Source organism: Geodermatophilus sabuli (assembly GCF_900215145.1).
Lineage (GTDB): Bacteria > Actinomycetota > Actinomycetes > Mycobacteriales > Geodermatophilaceae > Geodermatophilus > Geodermatophilus sabuli.
In genome coordinates this window covers 388,736-412,545 of sequence record NZ_OBDO01000004.1, presented here as the reverse complement: position 1 = coordinate 412,545, position 23,810 = coordinate 388,736, and the positions used below count along the sequence as shown (strand labels likewise).

Sequence of the window (23,810 nt, the reverse complement as noted above, 5' to 3'; positions counted from 1 at the left end):
CGGCATCGGAGGACCCGTGACCATCGCACTGTGGACCGTCCAGGGAATGCTGGCCGCCGTCTTCGGTGGCAGCGGCGTCGCGAAGGCGACCCGGGACCCGAAGCGCCTCGTCGACGACGGCATCACCTGGGTGGAGGACTTCTCCGCGAGTGCGGTGAAGGCGATCGGCGTCCTGGAGGTCCTGGCCGCCGTCGGGCTGATCCTCCCGGCGGCCACGGGGATCGCACCGGTCCTGACGCCGCTGGCGGCGGTCGGCATCGGGCTGTTGCCGGCCGGTGCCGCCGTCGTCCACTTCCGGCGGGGCGAGATCGCCTTCATCGGTGTCATCGCGGCCCTGTTCGTGGCCGCCGCATTCGTCGCGTGGGGCCGACTCGGGCCCTACGCGTTCTGATCCAACCCCAGGGAGAAGGAAGTCATGCGCACGATGCTGCGGTTCGAGTTCGGGCTCGCCGAGACCAACGAAGCGGTCCGGACAGGGACGGTCGACGCGATCAACGCACAGTTGATGGACAGCACCAAGCCGGAGGCTGCGTACTTCGGGACCGAGAACGGCCGGCGCACCGGCTACCTCGTGTTCGACATGGTCGACTCGGCGCAGATCCCGGTCATCGCGGAACCGCTCTTCCAGCGGATGGGCGCCACCGTCGAGTTCATCCCGGTGATGAACGCTGATGAGTTGCAGCGCGGCCTCGCCGCGGCAGCCGCCGGTTGACGCAGACGTCACCGTTCCCGAATGTGGTTTGCACCCCCGCGGTCGCCGACCGCGGGGGTGCTCTGCTGGATTCGAGAGGTGACACGGTGCATACGCCCCCGGTGGAACGCCAGCAGCGCCGCCCCTGGAACGGGATCCCGGGAGGAGGTGCGCCGCTGCGGCCTCGAGCGGGAAGCCGACCTACGCGCTCATCACCCCCGGCGAGAAGCCCAGGTCGCGGTGTCCCGCTCCGGCCGCATCAACGGTCAGGGGATCGCTGTACCGAGCAGCTCGGCGACCGACTTCTCCACCGCCGGAGTCCACTTCTGGATCGCGTACGACACGGGCCACATGTCCCCGTCGTCGAGGTGGGCGGGGTCCTGGAACTCCAGGGTCGAATAGCGTTGGCCGAACTTGCCAGAGTCCTTGAACGAGACGACGACCTTGCCGTCCTCGTTCGCGTAGGCCGGCATGCCGTACCACGTCTTGGGCGACAGGCCAGGGGCGGCAGCGGTCACCGTCACGTGCACGCGCTCGGCAAGGGCACGATCCCCCGCAGCCATCTTCGCGATGCTGTCGAGGACCGCCTGCAGCCCATCGGCCTTCTTGGCGCCACTCTTCCCTTCGGCGCGCAGCTCGGCGGCGCGGTGCTTCATCGCGGCTCGCTCCTCGACGCTGAAGCCGTTGGACTCGGTCGTGATGGTCTCTGCGGGCACTCGCGACACTTCCTCTCGCGGTTCGGGCCTCGACGTCACCGGGCCATGTGGACTCAAGCTAGAACCGACGACCCGCCGGAGCTTCTTGATTCCTGACGGATCGACACCATCCCCGAAGAGCCCCGGAGGGCGGGCCGGCGCCGATCACCGCGGTGAGTCGGGCCTCGATCAGCGCCTGACACAGCGTCTCGGTGGCGGTTCGGATGCGGTCGTCGACGTCGGCGGCTCTGAGTGCCTCGAGGAGCTCGAGCAGCGCAGACTGGTCCAGGGCCATCGCGTGGCCCTTCGCTGAGTGGACCTCGGCGGGAACACGCAGAACATCCACGCGGTGACCCCTCACGCGCCAGCACCCCGCCGACGAGCTCGGGACCTCCGACCAGCTGCACCACTCGGTGGGACGTCACCGAAGCCCTTCGCCGCGCGCTGCCCACCTCACGCCGATTGCGCGCAGGCAGCACCAGCGGCCGACGACCTCGTGCCGTTCGCGGTCATCGTCGGATGCGGCGGTCCGCCGGCGGCGACGACGTCATCCTGGTGGGCCGGTCCGCGCGTTCCTCGTGCCGTGGCGCCAGCGGCCGCAGCCGACCTGCACCACGACCCGCGACTGCGCCCGACCGACCACCACATGAGGGAGGCAGGGTCGACCTCGTCGCGATGGCGACGCCGAGTGCTCGACGACCTCCGACTCGATCGCACCCTTGCCGACGGCGCCAGGACGCGGCGCCGTGGAAACCGTCCACTCCTCGGCGGGCATGCCGGGGTGAGCGCATCGACCGCCATGCGGATGCGCCGGTACGGGAGTGCGTCCGCGCTCACCCCGTCCCCTTCGTGGGTCATCCCCACGGGGGACTGCGCCACACAGCGTGACCGTCGAGCATGTGTCTCTGCAGGTGGACCGCACCGGGAGGTGCTCCGACGGCGGACCACGCCACACTGCGTGACACCCGGTAGGAGAGATGACCTTGGTCGACGACCGAAGTGCGGTGCTGCTCGTCCGCGTCTGGCTCGAAGAGGCCGGCGCATTCCGGGCGAGGCTGACGACCCTGGGGGGCGCCACCGAGGAGTCGCCCACGGACGAGGTGACAGTTGCCGTGGCGTCATCTCCGCGTGATGTGCTCGATGCCGTCCGTGACTGGCTCGACGACGTCGTCGGTGACAGCACCGACCCGGTTGACAGCGGCGCGTGAGTCCCCACTCTTAGCGGAACGAGAACGCCCCTGAATTGTCCGACCGGGGGTGGAGGGGGGACGTCAGTGGAGGCTGGGTCGGCCCCGCGAGTGACGTTGCTGGATGGGTTCACCCTCCACCTGGGTGCCACCCACCGAGGAGCGGTGGACGGCGTCCTCCCTCGCGGGATCCAACGGCTGGTGGCCCACCTGTGCCTGTGTGGGAGATCCCCGCGCACGGCGGTGGCCGGTCGGCTGTGGCCCGACGTCCCCGAGGAGCACGCCCAGGGCAGTCTGCGCTCTGCCTTGTGGCGGCTGCAGAAAGCCGCCCCGGGACTGCTGGACGTGTCCGGCGACGCCCTGACCCTCGCGGCCGGCGTCCGGGTCGACGTCCGGGAACTGGAGGAGTGGGCCCGGAAGGTGTCAACGCCCGACGCGGGTGGCGCCGACTTGGAGATCACCTGCGCCGGGCTGCACGGGGAGCTGCTCCCGGGCTGGTGCGACGACTGGGTCCTCCTGGAACGGGAGCGGCTGCGCCAGCTGCGCATGCACGCTCTCGAGGTGCTGGCCGTCCGGCTCGCGACCGTCGGGCGTCACGGCGAGGCCCTGCAGGCCGCCTACACCGCGGTGGGGGAGGAGCCGCTCCGGGAGAGCGCCCACCGGGCCGTCGTCCGGGTTCATCTGGCCGAGGGCAACCTGGCGGAGGCCGTGCGGGCGTACGAGCAGTTCCGCACCAGGCTCCTCGACGAACTCGGGATCGTCCCCACCGAGCAGATGACCCGGCTGATCCGCGGTGTCCCGAGGCTTCGGTCCATGGCCGGCTGACGCACGAGACGTCGCCGACCTCGCGACCGCCTGCGGCGTCACCCCGAGCACGGGAGGTTCGCGATGGCGCTCTCCGACGGCAGGATCCACACCGCCGTCGTCCTGCAGGGCGGCGGGGCCCTCGGGGCGTACGAGTGCGGGGTCCTCACAGCCCTCTACGAGCAGCGGCACGGGTTCGAGCCACTCGCGGTTTCCGGCATCTCGATCGGAGCTGTGACGGCAGCGGTGCTCGGCGGCACCGACGGAGACCCCATCGCGGCTCTGGAGGGACTGTGGTGTGAGGAGTTCACGGTGTCCGCACCGTGGCCACTCGGCCGGCTCCTGCCTGCGGTCGAACGCTCGCTTGCTGCCGTGGCGAACCCCGGCATCTACCGGCCCAACCCGGCACTGTTCACGACGCCGTGGAAGGCGACGAGCATCTGCGACACGACCCCGCTCCGGCGGACCCTCGCCGAGATCCTCGACCTGCAGCGGCTCAACCGCGAGACACCCCAGGTGATCCTCGGGGCCCTCGACGTCGGCTCCGGGGAGATGGAGTACTTCGATCGCCATCGCCCCGGCGGTCTGACCGTCGACCACGTGGTCGCCAGCGGGAGCCTCCCCCCGGGGTTCCCCATGACCGAGATCGACGGTGCGAGCTACTGGGACGGCGGCCTGTTCGCCAACCTGCCGCTCCAGCCGGCGATCGTTGCGCTCGAAGGAGCCGCAGCCGGCGACCCCTCGGCGGTCAGGGAGTTGATCGTCGTCGAGCTGTTCCCGATGCGGGCGCCGATCCCGCGGACCCTGCCCGACGTGCTGGAACGGATGCCCCAGCTCCAGTTCAGCAGCCGGCTCACCCTCGACGAGGCCTTCTTCCAGCGGATCGATCGGTTGGCCGACCTCGTCGAGGAGGTCGACCGGCAGCTCCCCGACGACAGCGACCTCCGGAACGACCCGACGTACCGAGAGCTGCTCGCCCGCCGGAAGATCGATCACGTCAGCGTGGTGACCGCAGACCTCCCGAGGAGCTGTCCCACCCGTCGGATTTCTCCGGGACCACCATCCGGGCCCGCATCGAGGCCGGTTACGAGGACGCCATCCGGCAGGGGATCGGTCACCCTGGTGCACCGGGGTCTCCGTCCGGGCACCACCGGCCGGGACCAGGCCCGGACCGGCGGGTGAGGTCGTTCCCGGCGCGATCCGCCGCTGTCGCGCCGCTCCTCGCCCCGGGATCGGTCCCGGCTGTATCACGGGCGTCGGGGGCGGGCTCCAGAAGACGTGGACCTCTCGTCGCCTCCCGCGGCGGCGGGTCTCGTCACCGCGGCGGGCCGGGCGGCCGCTCATCAGGGTCCAACGTCCGTTGACGCCCTCCGTGCGTGTCGGAACGATTCCGTTTCGTCACCGCCCCGTTCCCGGGACCCGTTGACCGCCCCAGAAAAGGGCTCGAGAGGGATCTCCATGAACGCCTCGACCGCACGTGTCAGCTTGCTCGACGGCTTCCGGGTATCGGTCGACGACGTCGCCGCAGGAACGACCGTGGGCGGTCTGCCCCACGGACTCCAGCGGCTGATCGCCCACCTCAGCCTGTGCGGACGGCCGGCCCGCGGGGCGATCGCCGGCCAGCTGTGGCCCGACGTCCCGGAGGCGCACGCCCACGGCAGCCTCCGCTCCGCCCTGTGGCGCGTCCAGAGGGCGGTGCCGGGGCTGGTCGAGGTGTCCGGGAGTGCGGTGACGCTGGCCGCGGGTGTGCGCGTCGACGTCGGCGAGTTCGTCGACTGGGCCCACGCCGTGCTGGACCCAGCGATCCGGGTCGACCGCATCGCTGCGCCCGCGGCGGCGCTCGCGGGCGAGCTCCTGCCGGGGTGGTACGACGACTGGGTCCTGCTCGAGCGGGAACGGTTGCGCCAGCTGCGCATGCACGCGCTGGAGGTGCTGGCCGACAAGCTGGCCCTCGCCGGCCGCTACGGCGAGGCGGTGCAGGCCGCCTACGCCGCCGTCCGGGACGAGCCGCTGCGCGAGAGCGCCCACCGGGCGATCGTCCGGGTGCACCTCGCCGAGGGGAACGTCGCCGAGGCGATGCGCGCCTACCGGGTCTTCCGGGACACGCTGCTCCGCGAGCTCGGCGTCCCGCCGACCCGCCAGATGGAGGACCTGGTGTCCCGGGCGCAGCTGCGCCCGGGTGCCGGTGGCCTGGTCGCCGGGAGCGCCGCGCGGCTGCGTCCCCTGGCCGTTCCTCCGGCGGCCGTGGTGCCAGGCGCGTGACCCCGGCGGCGGCGCCCATCCTCGGACGGGCCGCCGCCGGGAGCCGATCGGTCGGAGGAAGGGCCGGGCTCGATGGAGCTCGTGCTGTCCGACCCCGGCGACACGAGCGAGGGCGCCGACGGCACCAGCGCACGGGTCCACACCGAGCACGACACGCTGGCCGCCCTGGACCCGGAGCTGGCGATGGACATCCTCCGGATGGACGACGGCTCGGCGTGACGGTCGCTTGACGATGCCGTGACGCGTCGTGTCCTACCGTCCGGCGGCAGCGCCCCGCGGGGCGATCCGGGACCCAGCCGAGGAGGGGCCGTGCCCAAGCGTCTGGTGCTGTGCTGCGACGGGACCTGGAACAGGGCGGACCAGGCCCGGAACGGCACCCTGTGCCCCACCAACGTCACCAAGGTCGCCCTGGGGGTCGCCGCCCACGACGAGGACGGCGTCGAGCAGCGGGTCTACTACCAGCAGGGCGTGGGCACCAAGCCGGGGGAACGTCTCCGGGGCGGCGCCTTCGGTGCGGGCCTGTCGCGCAACGTGCAGGAGGCCTACCGGTTCGTCGTGGAGCACTTCGAACCCGGCGACGAGCTGTTCTTCCTCGGCTTCAGCCGCGGCGCGTACACGGCCCGCAGCACGGTCGGCCTGGTGCGCAACTGCGGTGTCCTCCGGCGAGAGCACGCGGGCCGGCTCCGGGAGGCGTACGCCCTGTACCGGGCCCGGTCCGCACGTCCGCGTGACCTCGAGGCGCAGCTGTTCCGGCGCTCCTACAGCCACGAACCGCGCATCCGCTTCCTCGGGGTGTGGGACACGGTGGGCTCCCTGGGCATCCCGTCGGCCGGGCTCGGGCTGTCCAGGCTGGTCAACCGCCGCTGGGAGTTCCACGACACCCGGCTGAGCAGCACGGTCGACGACGCCTTCCAGGCACTCGCGATCGACGAGCGGCGCAAGCCGTTCACCCCGACGCTCTGGGACCACGGGCCGCTCGGCGGGGGCCGGCGGGTGGAGCAGGTCTGGTTCAGCGGCGACCACTGTGACGTCGGCGGGGGACACGCGGACTCGGCCCTGGCCGACCTGGCCCTGCTGTGGATGGTGGACCGCGCGCGCTCCTGTGGGCTCGCGTTCCGGGACGACGCCTACCGCCGGTCCGGCGACGGTGGACCGCGGACCTTCGACGGCCGGACCTTCCCGATCGACCCGGACCCGCTCGGCCGGCTGCACGACTCGCGACGGTGGCTGTTCCGCCTCCTGCGGCCCTCCGCCCGGTCCATCGGCGGGCACGAGGCCTCCGAGTCCGTCGCCGCGAGCGCGGTCAGGCGGCACCAGGACCGCGCGGCTGGGTACGCCCCCCGCGGGCTGGTCACCTATCTCGCGCAGGAGCCGCAGGTGACCGACGTCCCGACGCGGTTCGGTGCGCACCCCCGCGTGGCCGCCGGCGAGCGGTGACACCTCCGTGACGGGTGCGTGACGATGCCCGCTCACCCTGGAGCTGCCGCGACTCCAGGGAGGCCCCGTCATGACCATGGCCCTCGACCCGACCGTCCGCGACGGCGTGGTGGGGACACCCGGGAACGCGTCCGACCCCGCCACCCCGGCTCCCCGGGGCGGGACGTCCGACTCGTCCGGTCCCGATCTGCCCGCTGAGGACCCGGCGGCCGGCTCCGAGGGGACCACCGTCGGCTCCGCCAGGACCGGGACGGCGGTGAGTGGCCGCTACCAGGGCACGGTCGCCGAGTGGCAGGTCGAGCTGCGCGTCGACGTGGACGGTGACCGGCCGACGCACCGGCTGAGCGGCGACTTCTTCGCCACGACGGGCGCGACGACGAGCTACTTCGGCTCCTTCGTCGTGGACACGCCCGCGATCGCCGTCACCCCCGCCGAGGTCACCGTCCGAGGGCGCGGGCGGTTCACGTGGGACGCCACCGCCCGCCTGGTCTCCGTCCGCCTGCCCAAGGTCCCCGCCGGGTCCGCGCGGCCACCGGCGGTCCTGCGGTTCTCCACCGTCGCGGACAGCGGGGCGGACACCGCCGGGGCCCGGGCCATCGCCGGCGATGCCGCCGCCGACGGCCCGGGCGCCGACTTCCCCTGCACGTACGTCTCGCCCTGGTTCCGCACCGTCGTGTGGGAGCAGGACTCGGTCGCGGGAGCCGTGCCGCTCGTCTCCTACGACACCGGTGTGCTCCCGCGTCCGCCCGGTGTCCCGGCCCGCGAGCTCAGCGTGTCCGAGGCCTACGCCGACGCCGGGGTCCAGCTGCTGTCCTCGGGCATGGTCAACGTGCTGCCGATCTCGGACGCCGGGACGGACGCGTCCCCCCAGTGGAGCGACAGCGAGTTGCACAACGCGATGGTCAAGCACTTCAGCCTGTACGCGAACGCACCCCGTTGGCAGCTGTGGATGCTGGTCGCCACCGCCCACGAACAGGGCTACCGAGGGATCATGTTCGACTACGCTGACGCGTTCCAGCGTCAGGGCTGCGCGGTCTTCTACGACGCCGTCAAGGGGGACGACCCGGCGAGCCGGCGCGCGGCGCTGCGCACCTACGTGCACGAGCTCGGACACGCCTTCAATCTCCTGCACTCCTGGCAGAAGACCGTGACGGGGCCCAACGGGGGGCTCGGGGACTTGTCCTGGATGAACTACCCGTGGCGGTACCAGCCGCCACCCCCGGCCCCCGGCGGTGAGCCGGCGTACTGGGGCGCCTTTCCGTTCTCGTTCACGACGAACGAGGTCGTGCACCTGCGACACGGCTTCTACCGGGACGTCGTGATGAGCGCCCACCCGTTCGGCACGGGCGCCGCGGAGACCGAGATGGACCCCGAGGTCTTCGCCGAACCCGTGGTCGACCGGGCCGGCCTCGCGCTGGAGCTGCGAGCCAAGCCCGCATTCGCCTACGGCGAGCCGGTGGTGGTGGAGATCAAGCTCAGCGCGACCGACCTGCGGGGCACGGCCACGCACGGCTACCTGCACCCCAACGACGAGTTCGTCTCGGTCGCGGTCCGCCAGCCTTCCGGCCGGACGGTGCTCTTCCGGCCGCTGCTCCGCCACTGCGTCGACAACGACCGCCGGGTCCACCTGCACCCGCAACGACCGGCGGTCTACGACAGCGCCTACATCGGGTTCGGCCGGGACGGCCACCTGTTCGAGCAGCCCGGCCGGTACGTCCTCCGCGCCGTCTACCTCGGCGGCGACGGGTCCCGCGTCCTCTCAGCCCCCCTGGAGCTGCGCGTCCGCCGGCCGCTGACGGCCGAGGACGAGGAGATCGGCGACCTGCTGCTGGGCGAGGAGCAGGGCCAGGTACTGGCCCTGCTCGGGTCGAGCAGCGACCTGCTGCGGCAGGGCAACACCGCGATCGACACCGTGCTGGAGGAGCACGCCGCGCACCCGCTGGCCGTCTACGCCCGGCTGGTGAAGGGCGTCGACGCCCAGCGGGGCTTCAAGGACCTCGGCGCGGAGGGGGTCCTCCGTGTGCGGGATGCCGATCCGCAGCAGAGCATCCGGCTGCTGTCGGAGGTCGAGCAGGCGTCCGTCGGCGCGGGCGGGGTCGACAACATCACCCTCAACACCGCGATGCGGACCCTCGCCCTGGCCGAGGCGAAGGCCGGGAACCCCGACCGCGCCCGGGAGGTCACCGACCGCATGGTGGACGTGTTCGAGCAGAAGAACCTCAACGCGGCGGTGCTCCAGACCATCCGGCGGCAGGCCGAGGCGACGGCGGCCGCGGTCACGGCACTGACCGGCGATGACGGGCCGGCCCGGCCGGTGGAGACCGCGGGTGATCAGGACGGCGAGCCGGCACGCCGCGGGGCGAAGAAGTCCGCCCGCCGCTAGGTCCGGCGGAAGGGGTCAGGATGACCGGGTGACCGTCCCGGCCCCCACCGGCGCCGGGGTGGCGCTCGTGCTGCACGTCGGCGCGGGCCCGCACCACGTCGGTGTCCCCGTTCCCGTGGCGGTGCGGATCACCAACACCGGGGCGGCGCCGATCCGGATGCCGTGTGTCCTGGACGGGTCGGAGACCGCGACCCGGCTGCCGCACTACGGGCCCGCCGTCCTCTACGAGGGAGCCCAGGTGGCCGCCCCACCCGCGGCCGAGGACCCGCTCGTGGGACCGGTGCGACCCGAGGACCTCCGGTTGCTGCGACCGGGGGAGTGGTTCGACCCGACGGCGCGGTCGGACGGCGGGGGTCTGCCGCTGTCCACCTTCAGCACCTTCCGGCCCGACCGGCCCGGTGCCTACCGCTTCACGCTCCGGCTCGACACCACCGGCGGCACGGAGGCGTGGATGGGCCGCTTCGGCCAGGAGCCGTATCGGGAGCCGGTGCTGCCCCTGATCGCGGAGGTCCCGCAGGTCGCGCTCACCGCCGCGGTCGACGTCGTCGTCGAGCCCTGAGGCCGGGCGGCGCGGGGCTCTCGGTGCCGGAGTCCGGTGGCGGGTGACGGTGTCGTGACGACGCCGTGATGCGGCGCTCCCTACCCTCCCGTCATCCACCGCTGGCGGTCCACGGCACGACGACGAGGGTGAGATGCGCTTCGACGGAGTCGAGATCAAGGTGACGCTGGGCAGGGAGCAGACCGGGCCCGCCGTCCAGGAGCTCGGCTTGCCGCCGCAACAGCCGTGGCAGATCTGGTTCTGGGAGGACGTCACGCCGGGCAGCGGTCTCGGGACGCCGCTGCTCGACCTCGGCGTCATCCTGCGGGCCCGCGACAAGGCCGGCGACGACGACGCGACCATCAAGCTGCGGCCCTGCAGGCGCTCTCAGCTCACGGACCACTGGCTGGCCGCCGAGAAGGGGAAGACCGACGACGGCGACGAGTGGACGCTCGAGGTCGAGGCCGACTGGTCGGGCGACCGGAGACTCCTGGCGGTGTCGCACACCTGCGAGCGGCCAGGCGACCTGGTGCGGGAGGCCGGGAGCGGGGACCGGCCGGTCGAGGACCTCTTCGCGCGAGAACAGCTCGACTTCCTCCGGGACTGCGAGGGGACGGCGATCAACTTCGCCACCCTCACCGCGCTCTCGCCGGTGACCGCGACGCGGTGGAAGAGCGTCGCCGCGGCGCCGGCCCACCTCGGCGTCCGGGCCGAACGGTGGACGGTGGGCGACCTCGACTTCCTCGAGCTCTCGGTGGTCGCCGACCTGGCGGAGGCCCGCGAGAAGCAGGCCGCACTGACCGGCTTCGTGCGGTCCCTGTCCCTGCCGGACCAACCCGCCGCGCAGCCCGAGAGCAAGACCCGCCAGGTGCTCGAGCACCTCGTGGCACTCGCCGCCGAAACACGCTGACCACCGCGCCGCGGGAGGACCGATGACGAGCATCATCGCGAGGGTGACGTCCACGGGCGCCGAGGCCCCGCTCGCCAGGCTGCTCACCGCCCCGCTCGGGCTGGACGTCTGGGAGGTCACCCGGGAGCACGTGGTGCTGCAGGTCGAGGAGGCCCAGGCCGGCCGGCTCGAGTCGATGGGGTACGGCGTCGAGCAGCTGCAGGTGACCGAGGGCTACGTGTCCAGCTTCGCGACCGACGCGGCGGCGACCGGCTACCACACCGTGACGACCCTGGAGGCCGACCTGCGGCAGCTGGCCGAGCGGCACCCGGAGATCGCCGAGCTGCACGAGATCGGCCGCAGTGTCGAGGGCCGGCCGCTGTGGGCTCTGCGCGTCGGCGAGCGCCGGGGGAGCGATCGCAAGGTGGCCTTCCTCGGCTGCCACCACGCGCGGGAGTGGATCTCGGTGGAGGTGCCCTACCGGCTCGCCGAGCACCTGCTCGACCACTCCTCGGCCGACCCGGTGCAGCAGTGGCTGCAACAGGGGGAGGTCTGGGTGGCGCCGATGGTCAATCCGGACGGGCACGAGTACACGCGGACCGCTGACCGGCTCTGGCGCAAGAACCGGCGACGGAACCGGAACGGCACAGTGGGCGTCGACCCCAACCGCAACTACGGGTACATGTGGGGCACGCTCGACACCAGCACGGCCAGCCACGTCCCCGCGGACCAGACCTACGTCGGCCCCCGGGCCTTCTCCGAACCGGAGGCCCGCGCGGTGCGCGACCTGGTTGCCTCCCAGCGCTTCGGCGGCGTCCTCACCTACCACAGCTACTCGCAGCTGATCCTGTACCCGTGGGGCTACACGACCAGGCCGATCAAGGACGCGGCGGACCTGGGCGAGATGCGGGACCTGGCGGAGGAGATGGCACGGCTGGTCAAGGGGGTGGACGGGAAGACCTACACAGCGCAGCAGTCCTCGCAGCTGTACCCGACGGCGGGGGACACCACCGACTGGACCTACGGCGAGTACGACGTCCCGTCCTTCACCGTCGAGCTGCGGCCGGCCTCCGCGCTCGACGGCGGCTTCATCCTGCCGGCCGATCAGATCGAACCGTGCTGGCAGGAGAACCGTCCCGCAGCCCTCGAGTTCATCCGGCACGTCCTGGAGGCACCCGAGCCCTGACGCCGATGCACGGGCTCGGCGCCGCTCACCGGGCCACACTGGGGGCAGGCACCGCCGCACGGGCAGGAGGACCGCCGATGCCCGAGTCCGAGCAGACCTGGATCGCCCGCCTGGTCCCGCCCGAGGGGAGCAGTGTCGCGGAACTCCTCGCCCTGCCGCTGGGCCTCGACGTGTGGGAACGCTCCGCGGGATCGCTCGTCGTGGCCGCACCCGAGAGCAGCCTCGCCGAACTCGAGCGCCGCCGGCTGGCTCGCGTGGAACGCCTGGCACGACGGGAGCAGTACGCCGCGCGGCTGCGGACCCCGCCGGATCCGGAGCAGCCGGGCTCCCCGAGGCCGCCAGACGCGCCGGTCAGCTGATCGCTGCCTCTGCGCGGTCCGCCGGTGCCCGTGGGCCGGTGGCCGACGGTGGGGCTGTGCCCATCGCTGGGAGTGTGACCGGCGGTGGGGCTGTGGCCCCGTCCCGGCGGGGACGAGCCCCGCCGGGACGGAGGCGGCCTCGGCCACGGACCTCCGGCGCCCGGGGTGTCAGCAGGTCCCCGCCCTGATCGTGTCGAACAGGGACTTGGCCGCGTCACCGAAGTACGGCGAGTAGAGCTCCAGCGGGTGGGTGCTGCGCCGGTAGGAGTTCACGCCGTTCACGTAGTTGCCCGTGCCGAACTGCCACACCCACGGTCCTCCGCTGCACCCCCCGGTCAGGTCGTTGCCGGCACCGACTGGGTTGGGCGTCGCCCCGACACTTCCGTCGTAGGCGTAGGAGCTCGCGCAGATCTGCATGCGCCGGCCGTCGAAGGGCGCAGCCGCGGGATAGCCCATCGAGTGCCAGTGCTGCTCGCGCTTCCAGTTCCAGGCGAACCCGAGGAAGCCGACCCGCTCACTGATCGTGCGCCCGCCCTGCCGGTGCAGCACCGCGCCACCGATGTCCTCGCTCAGGCCCTTCGGGATGCCGTTGCGGTACCACTGCGTCCGGGTGACGAGGTAGTTCGCCGGCCACTGCCCGAAGGGGGCGTTGCCGTCCTTGTAGGCGGGCACGAAGATGACGTCCGTCGCCCAGCCCCCTGGTGAGTCGTTCCCCTGGTGCACGCAGTGGCCGGCCGTGATGATGGCGCAGCCGCCGATGGAGGAGGCTGAGCAGACGAAGCTGCTCCCGCCCTGCTTGAAGAACAGCTTGCCGACCGTGCGGTAGGGCCACAACGAGTAGTCCGCGAAGTTCTCGTACCGGGTGAAGGGCGGCGGGTAGGCGTACCCGAGCGTCTCGACGTCTGCCGCCTGGGCGTCCTGGCCGTCGCCGTCGCCGTCCGCTGGCCGGCCGCCGGAGCTCAGCCCTCCGGCGTCCTGGTCGGCGACTGCCGCGCTGTCACCGAGGGCGTCCTCGTCGATCTCGATGACGTCGCAGGGCTGCGCGGCCTCCATGGCCGCTGTCGTCCACACCTGCTCGGCCTCGGCCATGGTGGTCAGCTGCTGCGTGGGGGAGAAGATGTTGCCGCCGGTGTCCGTATCCGGTCGCACGTCCACCGGGTTCGGCGTCCCACTCGTTCCCTGACCGCCTTCAGTGGAACGACCGTTGCTCATCACGTCCTCCTGGGGTTGACCGCGTCGTGCTGGATGACCCGAACCACGCGAGGACCGCGATGAGCCGGGGGTTCACCCTCGGTCTCGGGGGCCCTCCTCGTCGGGTAGCTCGGGCAGGGGATAGGGCTGCGCCTCCTCCATCTCCTCCGGCGTCCATGTGCGGCCCTGGGACCGCTCGCCGTCGAAGTCGGACCTCACGTTGCCGTCCTGGGGAGCCCGCTCGTCCCGTTCGGGGAGATCCCTCCCGCTGTGCGTTCCCATGTCCCTCTCCTCCTCCGGACCAGGCCCGGTCCGCCCACCGCGGTGGCCCTCGTCCAGAGCGAGTGTGGAGGCTCGCGCCGCCGCGCGTCGAGGGAGGGTGCGGCGACTCCGGGACGGTCGGCAACGGTCGTCGTCGGAGCTCTCCGAGGCTCCGACGCGGAACCGCTGCACCGGTCGGTTCGCCCATACGTGGACGGTAGGGAGCGCACCGTCAATGCACCGTCACCGCTGCGTGTTCGATGCCGTTCCCGCGGTTCGACCCGCGGTGACGCGGCTGTGACGTCGTCCGAGGAGGCGGTACTGGCGGAGGGCGGAGGGCGATGACGGGTTCTGGGAGCTCGACGTCGCCTCGCTCGGACTGGCCGACGGCGATCACGAGTACGAGGTCGTCATCGACGGCGACCGGGACGGCACGGTCGCCGACCCCTACGCACGGGCGATCACCCGCCTCGGCGGCTACCGCGCCGTGCTCCACATCCGCGGCGGCGAGGTGTGGTCACCACCCTTCGACTGGAGTGACGAGCTCCCTGCGGCTGGCGTGGCAGCGCTACTTCATCCGGCGGGACGAGGAGCCGGGCCGCGGCGAGGACTACGGCGGCCAGGTGTTCCGGTACCGCGAGGCGGTGGATGGCCGCCACCGGGCCCGGCTGCTGCACGTCGACGTGGCCAGCCCGGAGGACATCGCGGTCGGCCTCACCGCGCCGTCAACCGCAGCACTCCTGCGAGCCGGCTGGCCGACGGCCGTGGGCGGCGGCGAGTCGATCGCGGGGTGCTCAGCGATGGACGGGCATCCACGCGAGGAAGGTCCGCCACTGATCCGTTGACGTCCCGGTGACGCACCGCCCCTAGCGTCGAGCGCCAGGTGGACCAGTCCGCCGACAGATGACCTGGCCGGCCCCACCCGCGATCGGGAGCAGCGTCGACCGCTGGTCCCAGGAGAGAAGACCTCGTGGACCCGTACGGCATCCGACTCCGTCAACCGTTGCCCAAGGACCTGCTCGGCTACAGGGTGGCCATCGCCGCGATCGGGACTGCGTTCGAGGCCTCCTACGGCTGGCGCCTCGTCCATGACGGGGACGAACTCGCCACGGGTTTCTTCCAGGCCGGCTCGATGGGCTTGCTGGAGTCGTTCGTCCACGAGGCCGAGGTCCACACCGACCACATCGGTCCGGCCGAGTTCCAGCTGTTCGGGGACGACCCCTCGGGGCAACGGCCGCCGGGCCTGGACACCCAGACGGTGCCCGTCATCGTCATCGCCGGGATGCGGGGCTACCTGGTACACCAGGTCGTCCGGGGGGACACCCTCCACGCGATCGCCCGTGAGTACGGCACCGATGTGCGCCGTCTCGTCGCGGCGAACGAGCTGCCGGATCCGGACAGGATCCTGGTGGGCCAGATCCTCCGCGTCCCTCAAGGGTCTGGTGAGTGAGGACGACGACGCTCGGCCGGTGATCCGGCAGCATCGCGAAGTCCCCCCTCGTGGTACAGGCCACGGACCCGGGCCGACTGTCCGCCGGCTCTGGGCGGTGTCCAGGTCAGGTGGGTGCGCTCTCCGCCTCGGCCGCCCTGCGGTCCCGGTGGACGGTCGGAGGGCGGGCCGCGGACGCTGTCGGCCGCCTGCTAGCGGTTCACGGGGCCTCGCCACCCGGTCACGCGGAGGGTGCCGGGGGAACTGCCGACGGCGCGGAGGTGCTCGGCGATGTCGCACCGTCGACGGACGAACCGGAGGGCTCCGCCGCCCACTGCCTTGACGGCGAACGGGCATCCGGGCCGGTCGTGGAGGACCCTGACCCCGGCCGACCCGGGCGCGTCCGTCCTCGGCGCCCGCAGCGTCTCCAGAGCCGAGCGGTGCGTCTGCTGGAACCGGCTGACGGCTCGCCGGAACGCGCTCTGTGCTGGGCTGTCCGCGCCGAGGTCCTCGGAGTAGGCAGGGGGGTCCGTCACCAGGAGGACGTCGTTCCAACCGTCGTCCAGGACCAGCGTGCCGCCGTTGAACAGCGACACACCCACGAGTTCGGGGCCGTTCTCGCCCCAGACCTCCTGCTGGACGATGAGCTCGTACGCGTAGTGCAGGTAGCGCTCGGTGACCGCCCCGGTCTCGACGCCGCTCCTGGCGGCGTCGGCGTCCCGGACCGCCGTGGTGAGCTGCGGCGTGAGCAGGCGGACCCCGGGGCCGGCCGGGATGCGCAGCGCATCGGCGTGCTGGGCGACGAGCGCGGCCCGGGCACCGACGCCCAGCGTGTCCCAGTCCTGGAAGTCCAGCCCGATCCCGGGCGAAGTGAACACCAGCGCCTCGTCCCACAGAGCGCGCCGCTCGAAGACCCGCTGGGCGATGTCCCGGGACAGCGCGTCGTTCGGGAAGAGCCGCTGGTCGGCCTCGTACACCATGCGAGCGAGCACCGGCATCGTGACGCCCGTGGGCGGCACGTAGGAGAGGGCACGGAGCGTCATCCGCCGCAGCCGCCGGGTCGCGGTGACCACCGCCTGCTTGAACGACTCGAGGTCCCGCCGTCCTCCGGGGTCGGGGCAGTCGGCCTCCAAGACGGCGGCGACCAGCTCGACGAGGATGTCGTAGACGGCCGCCGTCCACACCGTCGACCGGGCGTGCGGTTCCTTGTCGGCCTGGTCGTAGGGCGGGCCCTCCAGGGCCGATCGCAGGTAGGCCGACCCGCTGCCGCGCAGACCGATCCCGAACTCCTCGGCGAGGCCGCTGATGAGCGTCGGTCGACGCATGTCGCCACCGGACTCCGCGAAGATGCGCTCGACCACGGCCGGGTGCTCCAGGGCGGAGAACAGCGCCAGCAGGTCACCCAGGGACTCGTGCAGCGCCGCGGCGTCCAGTTCCGCGGAGTAGAGGAACAACGGGCGGAAGGAGTCGAAGACCGCGTGCCCCAGCTCGTGCGCCACGATGTCGTGGGAGAGGCACGTCCACACCGTGGCCGAACGGATGGGGGAGCGGAAGTAGCCGAAGTTCAGCGACGGTGACATCCCGTCGTAGTAGGCATTGGCCCCCTCGAAGGCGTGCGGTCGGATCACCAACGGACCTCCGTGGCGCCACTGGATCTCCCGCCCCAGCGCCTCCTCGAACGCCCGCAGGGTGTGGCCGGCGACGGCGAAGGCGTTCACCTGGTGGAACTGCGCGTTCTCGAGCAGGGGCCGCTCTGCCGGTGCCTTGTTGAACTCGTCGTACGTCAACGTCAGGCCGGGGTCGGACCAGTCCGCGGAGTCGAAGACCGGGTTGTCCAGGTGATCGACGTCGCGGACCACGAACTTGCTGGACCCCGTCCCGAGCAGGTAGTCCGTGTCGAGGGGGAACGGCCAGTCCTCGTGCAGGTGGTCGCCATCGGCATCCCGGATGGACGGGTCCTGCAACAGCATGGCCATCGGCCTGGTCACCTTGTGCTCGATCATCTCGATCCCATCCGCGGGCTGGACGTGGACGTACGGTGAGCTGCCGCTCCACACCCACCGTGCTCGCCGAGGCGTCACCTCCACGTCACTCCGGCGTCACCCCGCTTGCACGCTCGGATCGACGGCCCCGGTCCTGTCCTCGTCCTCGAGCAGTACCCGCACGACGCCGTCGAGGAAGGCCGGTGCGCGGAGGATCCCGATGTGTCCCGTCTGCGGGACCACGATGTCCTGGGTGCGCCCGTCGGGAGCCTGGGCCCGTGCCGAACCGGGCCGGACCACCAGGTCGTGGTCGGAGTAGAAGTTGACCCACCGGACCTCGCTGTGCCGGGTGCACTCGCCGAGGTCTCCGGGGCCGTGCCGACCACGCTGCAGGAACAGGGCCAGGCTGCCCCAGCCGGTCAGGACCAGTGGGAGGCCGCGGTGGGGCGTCGCCACCGTGACGGCCGTGCCGGTGTGAGATGCCAGTCCCAGCCGCTCCATGGCATGGCGGACGACGATGCCACCGAGGCTGTGCCCCACGACGTGGACGCGATCGGCTCCTGACCGCTGCATCGCGGTGGCGCAGCTGCGCGCCAGGATGCGCCCGACGGCTGGTACGTCCGAGATCGCCGGGTTGTAGGAGATGGCATCGACGTGGGCGAAACCCGCTGCCAGCAGCCGATGCTGCAGCGGGAACCACGCCGACGGATTGCCGCCGTATCCGTGGACCAGGACGACAGGTGAGCGGTGCCGACCTCGACGCTCTGCGTCCGGTACGAGCATCTGCATCAGGGCCCGGCTGCCCCGAGCCGAACAGCCCAGGGGATAGACCAGCGCCGCTCTGGCCAGCTCGACTGCCTCTCGCGCGATGCCGTGGTGGGCGAGGGCCAGTGCGGTCACACGCGGTTCTGCGGAGACGGCTCCTCCTCGACACCCGTGACGGCCCCCATCGGCCGTGTCGGCATGAAGAGCAGAGGGGACGACGCACTGATACCTCGTGACAGCCGGTGCCGTCGGCTCCCTGCTGCCGTTGACGACGCGAGGTCCGCGACGCCGGGGCGGCAGTAGATTGCCCAGATGCAGGATCCGTGCTCGGGGCTGGTGACTGCATCATGAGGCCGCAGCTCACCGCGCAGGAGGCGGCTGCGGTGCTGGGGTCCACGCGCTTCTTCGGCGGACTCGATCAGCCCTCGCTCCTCAGCCTGGCCTCGGCCTCCAGGCAACGGACGTACGGCCGGGGCCAGTACCTCTGGTATCAGGGCGATGCGGGCGACCAACTCGTCGTGGTCTGCAAGGGCATGGTCAAGGTCGTGCTCACCTCGGAGGGAGGTGAGGAGATCGTGCTCGTCACCCTCGGCAGGTACGACAGCGTCGGCGAGCTGGCCATCCTGGACGGTGCGCCGCGCTCGGCGTCGGTCGTCGCCGTCGAGGCGACGACGGTCCTGATGCTGCCGCGCGCGGCGGTGTTGGAGGTCATGGCGGCGCACCCGGCAGTCCTCGAGGCAGTCCTGTGCTCGCTCGGGCAGCTGGTCCGCCGGCTGACCGAGCAGACCGGGGACCTCGTGTTCCTCGACCTCGGCGGCCGCGTCGCGAAGGTGCTCGTCCAGCTGGCGCGGAGCCATGCCCAGGACGACCGGCACGTGGTGCTCGATGTCGGGCTGTCGCAGTCCGACATCGCCGCGATGGTCGGCGCCACTCGTCCCGCCGTCAACCGCGTCCTCCAGCTCCTCGCATCCCGGGGACTGATCTCGGTGAACGGGCGGGTGATCGTGCTCCGGGATCCCCCCGCGCTGCGCCGCCGCGCCGGCCTGTGACCGGAGGCATGCGTCAGCGCCGGCTCTCCTCCTCGCCGTGGGCCTCCTGAGCGGGCCGGCATCCGGTCGCCGTGCACCGCACGGGCGCAGGTGTCATCCGGATGACAGGCGGCATGTCGGCCGGCTGACAGCCCGGCGGGTCCTCGAGTTCTAGTGTCCGTCCTCCGGGCCGTGGATCGGCGCGGCGCGGACCCGTCCCGAGACGTCGTCCCGGCGGCAGGCAGCTGAGTCGACCGAACCACACCGTCCGCGCTCGACAGCGCGACACCCCTCCGGGAGGTCCGCCATGACCGCTCTCTGCACCAGCCTGGCCGTCGAGATGCAGCACGACTTCGTACGCGCTCAGGCGCAGCTCGGCGAAGCCCGCCTACAGCAGGCGGAGAAGGACACGCCGGCCACCCGCGCCGCCGTCACCCGATGGCTGACCCTGATCGACGCAGTCCTGGACATGTACCTCGACATGCGCGGCCCCGGAACCCGGCGCGGCTGGTCCTGAGCGCGGCCGCCCCGGTGCACAGGGTCTGTGTCGCCCCCGGGGGCGGTTATGACGGTTGGAAGACGCTGCTGCGCCCGGTGACGGTCCGGTGACGCCTTCACCCCTAGCGTTCACGCCCCTAGTGTGGGGTCCGGCGGATGCGAGCGGAGCAGGCTCGCGCTCGGCGTGACCCGCACGCCGTGTCGCCGCCTGCCCTCGGAGTCGCGATGAGCGCCAGGACGCCGCTCTCGACGCGGGACCGTGGCGCCCCCACGTTCGCAGCACGCGTGGACGCGATCCTGCGCGACGAGATCGCCGGCGGCGCCCTCGCGAACATCGCGGCCGCGAGCCGGCTACGGTCGCCGCAGCTCCGCGACCTCGTGGTGCCCGAGATGACGCGCCGGTTGGCGACGGAGGTGGGCGGACTCCTGGACACCGTGCTCGATCTCCTCGCACCGCTGCCACGGCCACCCGCCGCCTCCTCGCCGCCCCCTCCCGCCGAGCAGGACCGCGCCCCCGAGCCGAGGCGACAGGCCGTCGAGCACGTGCCCGTCCTGCGCGCGCCGTGTCCCGTTCCACCCGGCGGCACAGCCGAGATCCGTACCGGCCTGCAGAACGACGGCGCGACCCCTGTCGAGGTCGGCCTCCTCTGCAGTGATCTGGTGGCCGAGCCCGATGGCCGCATCCGTGCGGCCTGCCTACGGCTCCCGCCCGGCCGGGTACGGGTCCCACCCGGTGCCCTCGTCGACCTCGCGATCGGTCTCGAGGTGCCCGACGACGCGAGGCCTGGGCTGTACCACGGGCTGGTCCAGAGCACCCAGCCCGGCGGGTTACGAGCCCTGGTCGTGTTCCCGGTCGGCCTCGACGTGGATCAGGAGGCATCGATCGCCAGGTGACGCGGTGCAGGGAGGGGGAAGCATGCACTGCTCGAGGTGTTCCACGGAGAACCCGACGAACGCGAAGTTCTGTCTCGAGTGCGGGTCTCCGCTCAGGGAGACGGCAACGCCGTGCGTTCCGCTCATGCGCTCTGAGGAGCCGGAGCGGAGGCAGCTGACCTGTCTGTACTGCGACCTGGTGGGCTCGGTCGGACTGTCCGAACGTCTGGATCCCGAGGAGCTCCGCGAGACGCTGGCCGCCTACCGCCACGTCTGCGCAACCGTCGTCCGTCGCTTCGATGGCCACGTCCACGACTACGCGGGCGACGGCATGATGGTGTACTTCGGGTTCCCCTCGGCGCACGAGGACGACGCCCAGCGGGCGGTCCGCAGCGGACTCGGGATCATCGAGGCCGTCGGCCGGCTCAACGCCCGGATGGGCTCAGCGGGTGCCGTCGGTCTCCACGTCCGGATCGGCATCGACACGGGCCTGGTCGTGGCCGGTGGAGCCGCCGCCGACGACGGGACGACGTTGACGGGAGCGGTCGGCACCACACCGAACGTCGCCGCGCGCCTGCAGTCCCTCGCTGCGCCCGACTCCGTGGTGATCAGCGCCGCGGCGTACCGGTTGATCGCAGGCTTCTTCGACTGCCGCGAACTGGGCTTCCAGACCATCCGTGGCATCTCGAAACCGATGGCGATCCACCAGGTGCTGCACGAGAGCGCGGCACGAACCCGGCTCGACGTCGTCGCGCAGCGCGGGCTCCCGCCGATGCAGGGTCGTGACGGCGAGCTCCGCCGACTGACCGAGCGGTGGGCGCAGGCCCGGACCGGGCACGGTTCGGTCGCTCTCGTGGTGGGCGAGCCGGGCATCGGCAAGTCGCTCCTCATCCGGTCTCTGCAGAAGCACGTGGCCCAGTCACCGGACGCGTTCCTGGTCCCCCTGAGCTGCTCGCCCTACTTCACCCACACGGCCTTCCACCCGGTCGTCGAGTACCTGGAGCGCGTGCTGCAGTTCGCGCCGGAGGACAGGGTCGACCAGCGACTCGACAAGATCGACGGTCTGGCTGCGCAGTACGGTTTCGACCTCCCGAGCAGGGTGCCCCTGCTCGCCGATCTGCTGGGCGTGCCGTTCGAGGACCGGTATCCGCGACTCGACCTGCCGGCGGATCGGCAGCGGCAGCTGATGATCGACACGGTGATCGAGGCATGGCTCACGCGGGCGGGTCACCAACCCGTCCTCTTCGTCGTCGAGGACCTGCACTGGGTGGATCCCTCGACGCTCGACCTGCTGACGCAGTTCATCGACCGCGTGCCCGAGAGCCCGCAGCTGGTCGTGCTCAGCTCACGCCCGGAGTTCACACCCCCCTGGCCCGACGGCCCCGGACTCGACCGGCTGGACCTCGATCGCCTCGATCGCGAGGCCTCGGTGCGGATCGTGGAGGAGATCGCCGGCAGGCCCGTGCCCGGCCGGCTGCTGGGCCCCGTCCTGGAGAAGGCCGACGGAATTCCGCTCTACCTCGAGGAACTGACCAAGCTGGTGGTCGAGCAGGGGCTCGTCGGCCCGGGCAACGGGCTGTCCGACGTGGCCGGCCCGTGGCCGACCCTGGCCATCCCGGCCACGCTCGCGGACTCGTTGACGGCACGTCTGGACCGGCTCCCCGACGCCAAGAAGGTCGCGCAGCTCGGCGCGGCCATCGGTCGGCAGTTCCCCTACGAGCTGATCGCCGCGGTGGCGGAGACCGTCGCGGGTCTGGACTCCGAGGCGCTGCGGTACCACCTGGCGCAGCTGGTCGACGCGGGGCTGATCTTCGTCGAGTGCGACACGGGAGGCGAGACCTACGCGTTCAAGCACGCCCTCATCCGGGACGCCGCGTACGGGTCGCTGCTGCGGACGACCCGGCGCCACCACCACCGGCGGATCGCGCAGGTCCTGACCGACCGGTTCCCGGCCACTGCCGAGACGGCGCCTGAGCTGCTCGCGCACCACTACACCGAGGCCGGCATGGCCGCCGAGTCGCTGCCCTACTGGCTACGTGCCGGTGAGCGCTCGCTGCGGGCCTCTGCCAACCCCGAGGCGATCGCGCACCTCATGTGCGGGCTGCGTCTTCTCGCGGATCTCCCCGCGAGTCCGGAGCGAGCACAGCTGGAGCTGCAGTTCCGCTTGGCGCTCGGTCCCGCCTGCATGGCCATCCATGGCTACGCCGCCCCCGTGGTCGAGGCTTGCTACCAGCGCGCACGGGAGCTGTGCCGGGAACTCGGTGACACGCCGCGACTCGCGCCGGTCCTGCACGGCCTGTGGACCTATCACATCGTGCGAGCACAGCACGTCGCGGCGCTCGCACTCGGCGAGCAGGTCCTCGACCTCGGCGTCGCGACGGACGACGACGGCTTGCTGGTCCAGGGCAACATGGAGGTGGGCTGGTCGCTCTACTTCCTCGGTCGGCCCGAACAGGCTCGTGAGCACCTCGAGCGAGTGGTCGCACTGTACGACCACGAGCGCCACAGCTCCCACGCCTTCACGTACGGCGACAACCCGGCCACGTCGGCGCGGAGCTGTCTGGCACAGGCGCTCTGGCTGCTCGGCTACGTCGACCAGTCGCTGCGGTGTGCTGAGGCGAACGTGGCGACCGCCCGGTCGCTCGTCAAGCACCCCTACAGTCTCGCCTTCGGCCTCCAGGTGGCCGCATTCGTGCACATGTGGCTCGGCGACACCCGAGGAACACGCGCCCTGGTGGAGGAGGTCCTCGTGCTCTCGGAAGCGAACAACCTCGCGTTCATCGGCGCGATGGCATCCACTGTCGAAGGTTGGGTGCTGACCCAGGAGGGCGACCTCGAAGAAGGGATGGCCCGGATGCGCCGCGGGCTCGCCGCCCAGGTCGCGACCGGCGCCGAACTCGCCATGCCGCAGTGGTTGTTCCTGATTGCCGGGGCCTCCGAACGAGTGGGCGCCGCGCACGAGGGGCTGGCGCTGCTCGACGAAGCTGAAGCAATCCTCGACCGCACTCAGGAACGCTATTGGGAAGCCGAGATCCACCGTCTCCGCGGCCACCTCCTGCTGGCGGCTGCGGAGGTGGCTCCTCCGGAAGCGGTCCGGTCTGCGGAGGAGTGCTACCTGCGCGCCTTGGACATCGCGCGTCGACAGGGGGCTCGTTCCCACGAGTTGCGTGCGGCGGTCGCGCTGTCGAGGTTGTGGCAGGACAACCACCGCAGACGCGAAGCGCGCGAGCTCCTGGTGCCCGTCTACCAGTCCTTCACAGAGGGCTGGAGCTCGCCGGATCTGCGCGAGGCCGCCGCGCTGCTCGCGGACATCGACTCCGTGCGAGCCGTTGGCGCGACCTGACTCCACCGA

The 23,810-nt window shown here is 71.8% G+C and carries 24 protein-coding genes and 1 pseudogene; 19 read left to right on the top strand and 6 right to left on the bottom strand.

Annotation, left to right across the window (positions count from 1 at the left end; translation table 11 throughout):
- Positions 1-16 precede the first annotated feature (16 nt).
- Entirely contained in the window at positions 17-391 is a 375-nt protein-coding gene (locus tag CRP39_RS12235) for a DoxX family protein (RefSeq protein ID WP_097206650.1), read from the top strand.
- 24 nt (positions 392-415) lie between these two features.
- The gene (locus CRP39_RS12230; RefSeq protein WP_216359708.1) at positions 416-712 is read left to right on the top strand and encodes a hypothetical protein; all 297 of its coding nucleotides are present in this window, start codon (positions 416-418) and stop codon (positions 710-712) included.
- A gap of 245 nt (positions 713-957) precedes the next feature.
- On the opposite strand, the gene CRP39_RS12225 is transcribed toward CRP39_RS12230, so the two are convergent.
- Together CRP39_RS12225 and CRP39_RS27205 are read right to left on the bottom strand one after the other, a co-directional pair.
- Positions 958-1,407: an iron chaperone gene (locus tag CRP39_RS12225; protein ID WP_097206649.1), complete on the bottom strand. Its 450-nt coding sequence runs from the start codon at positions 1,405-1,407 to the stop codon at positions 958-960.
- A gap of 130 nt (positions 1,408-1,537) precedes the next feature.
- Positions 1,538-1,681, bottom strand: a pseudogene (locus CRP39_RS27205) (IS256 family transposase); the annotation flags it as partial.
- Between the two features lie 682 nt (positions 1,682-2,363).
- On the opposite strand from CRP39_RS27205, the gene CRP39_RS12215 reads away from it, so the two are divergent.
- From CRP39_RS12215 to CRP39_RS12170, 11 genes are all read left to right on the top strand, one after another.
- Positions 2,364-2,594: a hypothetical protein gene (locus CRP39_RS12215; RefSeq protein ID WP_172442416.1), complete on the top strand. Its 231-nt coding sequence runs from the start codon at positions 2,364-2,366 to the stop codon at positions 2,592-2,594.
- 222 nt (positions 2,595-2,816) lie between these two features.
- Positions 2,817-3,398, top strand: a complete 582-nt coding sequence (locus CRP39_RS12210; protein ID WP_245853804.1) for an AfsR/SARP family transcriptional regulator — start codon at positions 2,817-2,819, stop codon at positions 3,396-3,398.
- A gap of 63 nt (positions 3,399-3,461) precedes the next feature.
- Positions 3,462-4,559 (top strand): patatin-like phospholipase family protein, encoded by a 1,098-nt coding sequence (locus CRP39_RS12205; protein ID WP_097206647.1) that lies wholly within the window; start codon positions 3,462-3,464, stop codon positions 4,557-4,559.
- A 276-nt stretch (positions 4,560-4,835) separates the two neighbouring features.
- Positions 4,836-5,639 carry an AfsR/SARP family transcriptional regulator gene (locus CRP39_RS12200; protein WP_097206646.1) on the top strand — a complete coding sequence of 268 codons (804 nt, stop codon included), beginning with the start codon at positions 4,836-4,838 and terminating at the stop codon, positions 5,637-5,639.
- A gap of 72 nt (positions 5,640-5,711) precedes the next feature.
- The gene (locus CRP39_RS26825) at positions 5,712-5,858 is read left to right on the top strand and encodes a hypothetical protein (RefSeq protein ID WP_172442415.1); all 147 of its coding nucleotides are present in this window, start codon (positions 5,712-5,714) and stop codon (positions 5,856-5,858) included.
- A gap of 90 nt (positions 5,859-5,948) precedes the next feature.
- Positions 5,949-7,076: a DUF2235 domain-containing protein gene (locus CRP39_RS12195; RefSeq protein ID WP_097206645.1), complete on the top strand. Its 1,128-nt coding sequence runs from the start codon at positions 5,949-5,951 to the stop codon at positions 7,074-7,076.
- Between the two features lie 70 nt (positions 7,077-7,146).
- The gene (locus tag CRP39_RS12190; RefSeq protein WP_097206644.1) at positions 7,147-9,459 is read left to right on the top strand and encodes a zinc metalloprotease; all 2,313 of its coding nucleotides are present in this window, start codon (positions 7,147-7,149) and stop codon (positions 9,457-9,459) included.
- 28 nt (positions 9,460-9,487) lie between these two features.
- Positions 9,488-10,018 carry a hypothetical protein gene (locus CRP39_RS12185; RefSeq protein WP_097206643.1) on the top strand — a complete coding sequence of 177 codons (531 nt, stop codon included), beginning with the start codon at positions 9,488-9,490 and terminating at the stop codon, positions 10,016-10,018.
- A gap of 133 nt (positions 10,019-10,151) precedes the next feature.
- Positions 10,152-10,907 carry a hypothetical protein gene (locus tag CRP39_RS12180; protein ID WP_097206642.1) on the top strand — a complete coding sequence of 252 codons (756 nt, stop codon included), beginning with the start codon at positions 10,152-10,154 and terminating at the stop codon, positions 10,905-10,907.
- Positions 10,908-10,929: 22 nt separating this feature from the next.
- A complete protein-coding gene (locus CRP39_RS12175; protein ID WP_097206641.1) occupies positions 10,930-12,072 on the top strand; it encodes a M14 family metallopeptidase in 1,143 nt (380 codons plus the stop codon).
- 77 nt (positions 12,073-12,149) lie between these two features.
- Positions 12,150-12,431, top strand: a complete 282-nt coding sequence (locus tag CRP39_RS12170) for a hypothetical protein (RefSeq protein ID WP_097206640.1) — start codon at positions 12,150-12,152, stop codon at positions 12,429-12,431.
- 168 nt (positions 12,432-12,599) lie between these two features.
- Here CRP39_RS12170 and CRP39_RS12165 read toward each other — a convergent pair whose 3' ends face one another.
- Both CRP39_RS12165 and CRP39_RS12160 read right to left on the bottom strand, forming a co-directional pair.
- Positions 12,600-13,586 (bottom strand): trypsin-like serine peptidase, encoded by a 987-nt coding sequence (locus CRP39_RS12165; RefSeq protein ID WP_097206639.1) that lies wholly within the window; start codon positions 13,584-13,586, stop codon positions 12,600-12,602.
- 129 nt (positions 13,587-13,715) lie between these two features.
- A complete protein-coding gene (locus CRP39_RS12160; RefSeq protein ID WP_097206638.1) occupies positions 13,716-13,904 on the bottom strand; it encodes a hypothetical protein in 189 nt (62 codons plus the stop codon).
- 515 nt (positions 13,905-14,419) lie between these two features.
- On the opposite strand from CRP39_RS12160, the gene CRP39_RS12155 reads away from it, so the two are divergent.
- Both CRP39_RS12155 and CRP39_RS27200 read left to right on the top strand, forming a co-directional pair.
- A complete protein-coding gene (locus tag CRP39_RS12155; RefSeq protein WP_097206637.1) occupies positions 14,420-14,728 on the top strand; it encodes a hypothetical protein in 309 nt (102 codons plus the stop codon).
- A gap of 125 nt (positions 14,729-14,853) precedes the next feature.
- On the top strand, positions 14,854-15,333 hold the full coding sequence (locus tag CRP39_RS27200) for a LysM peptidoglycan-binding domain-containing protein (protein WP_216359707.1): 480 nt from the start codon (positions 14,854-14,856) through the stop codon (positions 15,331-15,333).
- Between the two features lie 191 nt (positions 15,334-15,524).
- On the opposite strand, the gene CRP39_RS12145 is transcribed toward CRP39_RS27200, so the two are convergent.
- Both CRP39_RS12145 and CRP39_RS12140 read right to left on the bottom strand, forming a co-directional pair.
- Positions 15,525-17,315, bottom strand: coding sequence for a gluzincin family metallopeptidase (locus tag CRP39_RS12145; RefSeq protein WP_143426626.1), 1,791 nt, complete (start codon positions 17,313-17,315; stop codon positions 15,525-15,527).
- A 96-nt stretch (positions 17,316-17,411) separates the two neighbouring features.
- A complete protein-coding gene (locus tag CRP39_RS12140; RefSeq protein WP_097206635.1) occupies positions 17,412-18,194 on the bottom strand; it encodes an esterase/lipase family protein in 783 nt (260 codons plus the stop codon).
- A 212-nt stretch (positions 18,195-18,406) separates the two neighbouring features.
- On the opposite strand from CRP39_RS12140, the gene CRP39_RS12135 reads away from it, so the two are divergent.
- From CRP39_RS12135 to CRP39_RS12120, 4 genes are all read left to right on the top strand, one after another.
- Positions 18,407-19,108: a Crp/Fnr family transcriptional regulator gene (locus CRP39_RS12135; protein ID WP_097206634.1), complete on the top strand. Its 702-nt coding sequence runs from the start codon at positions 18,407-18,409 to the stop codon at positions 19,106-19,108.
- Between the two features lie 286 nt (positions 19,109-19,394).
- The gene (locus CRP39_RS12130; RefSeq protein WP_097206633.1) at positions 19,395-19,604 is read left to right on the top strand and encodes a hypothetical protein; all 210 of its coding nucleotides are present in this window, start codon (positions 19,395-19,397) and stop codon (positions 19,602-19,604) included.
- A gap of 266 nt (positions 19,605-19,870) precedes the next feature.
- Entirely contained in the window at positions 19,871-20,479 is a 609-nt protein-coding gene (locus CRP39_RS26820) for a hypothetical protein (protein WP_172442414.1), read from the top strand.
- 22 nt (positions 20,480-20,501) lie between these two features.
- On the top strand, positions 20,502-23,801 hold the full coding sequence (locus tag CRP39_RS12120) for an adenylate/guanylate cyclase domain-containing protein (protein ID WP_342744233.1): 3,300 nt from the start codon (positions 20,502-20,504) through the stop codon (positions 23,799-23,801).
- Positions 23,802-23,810 lie beyond the last annotated feature (9 nt).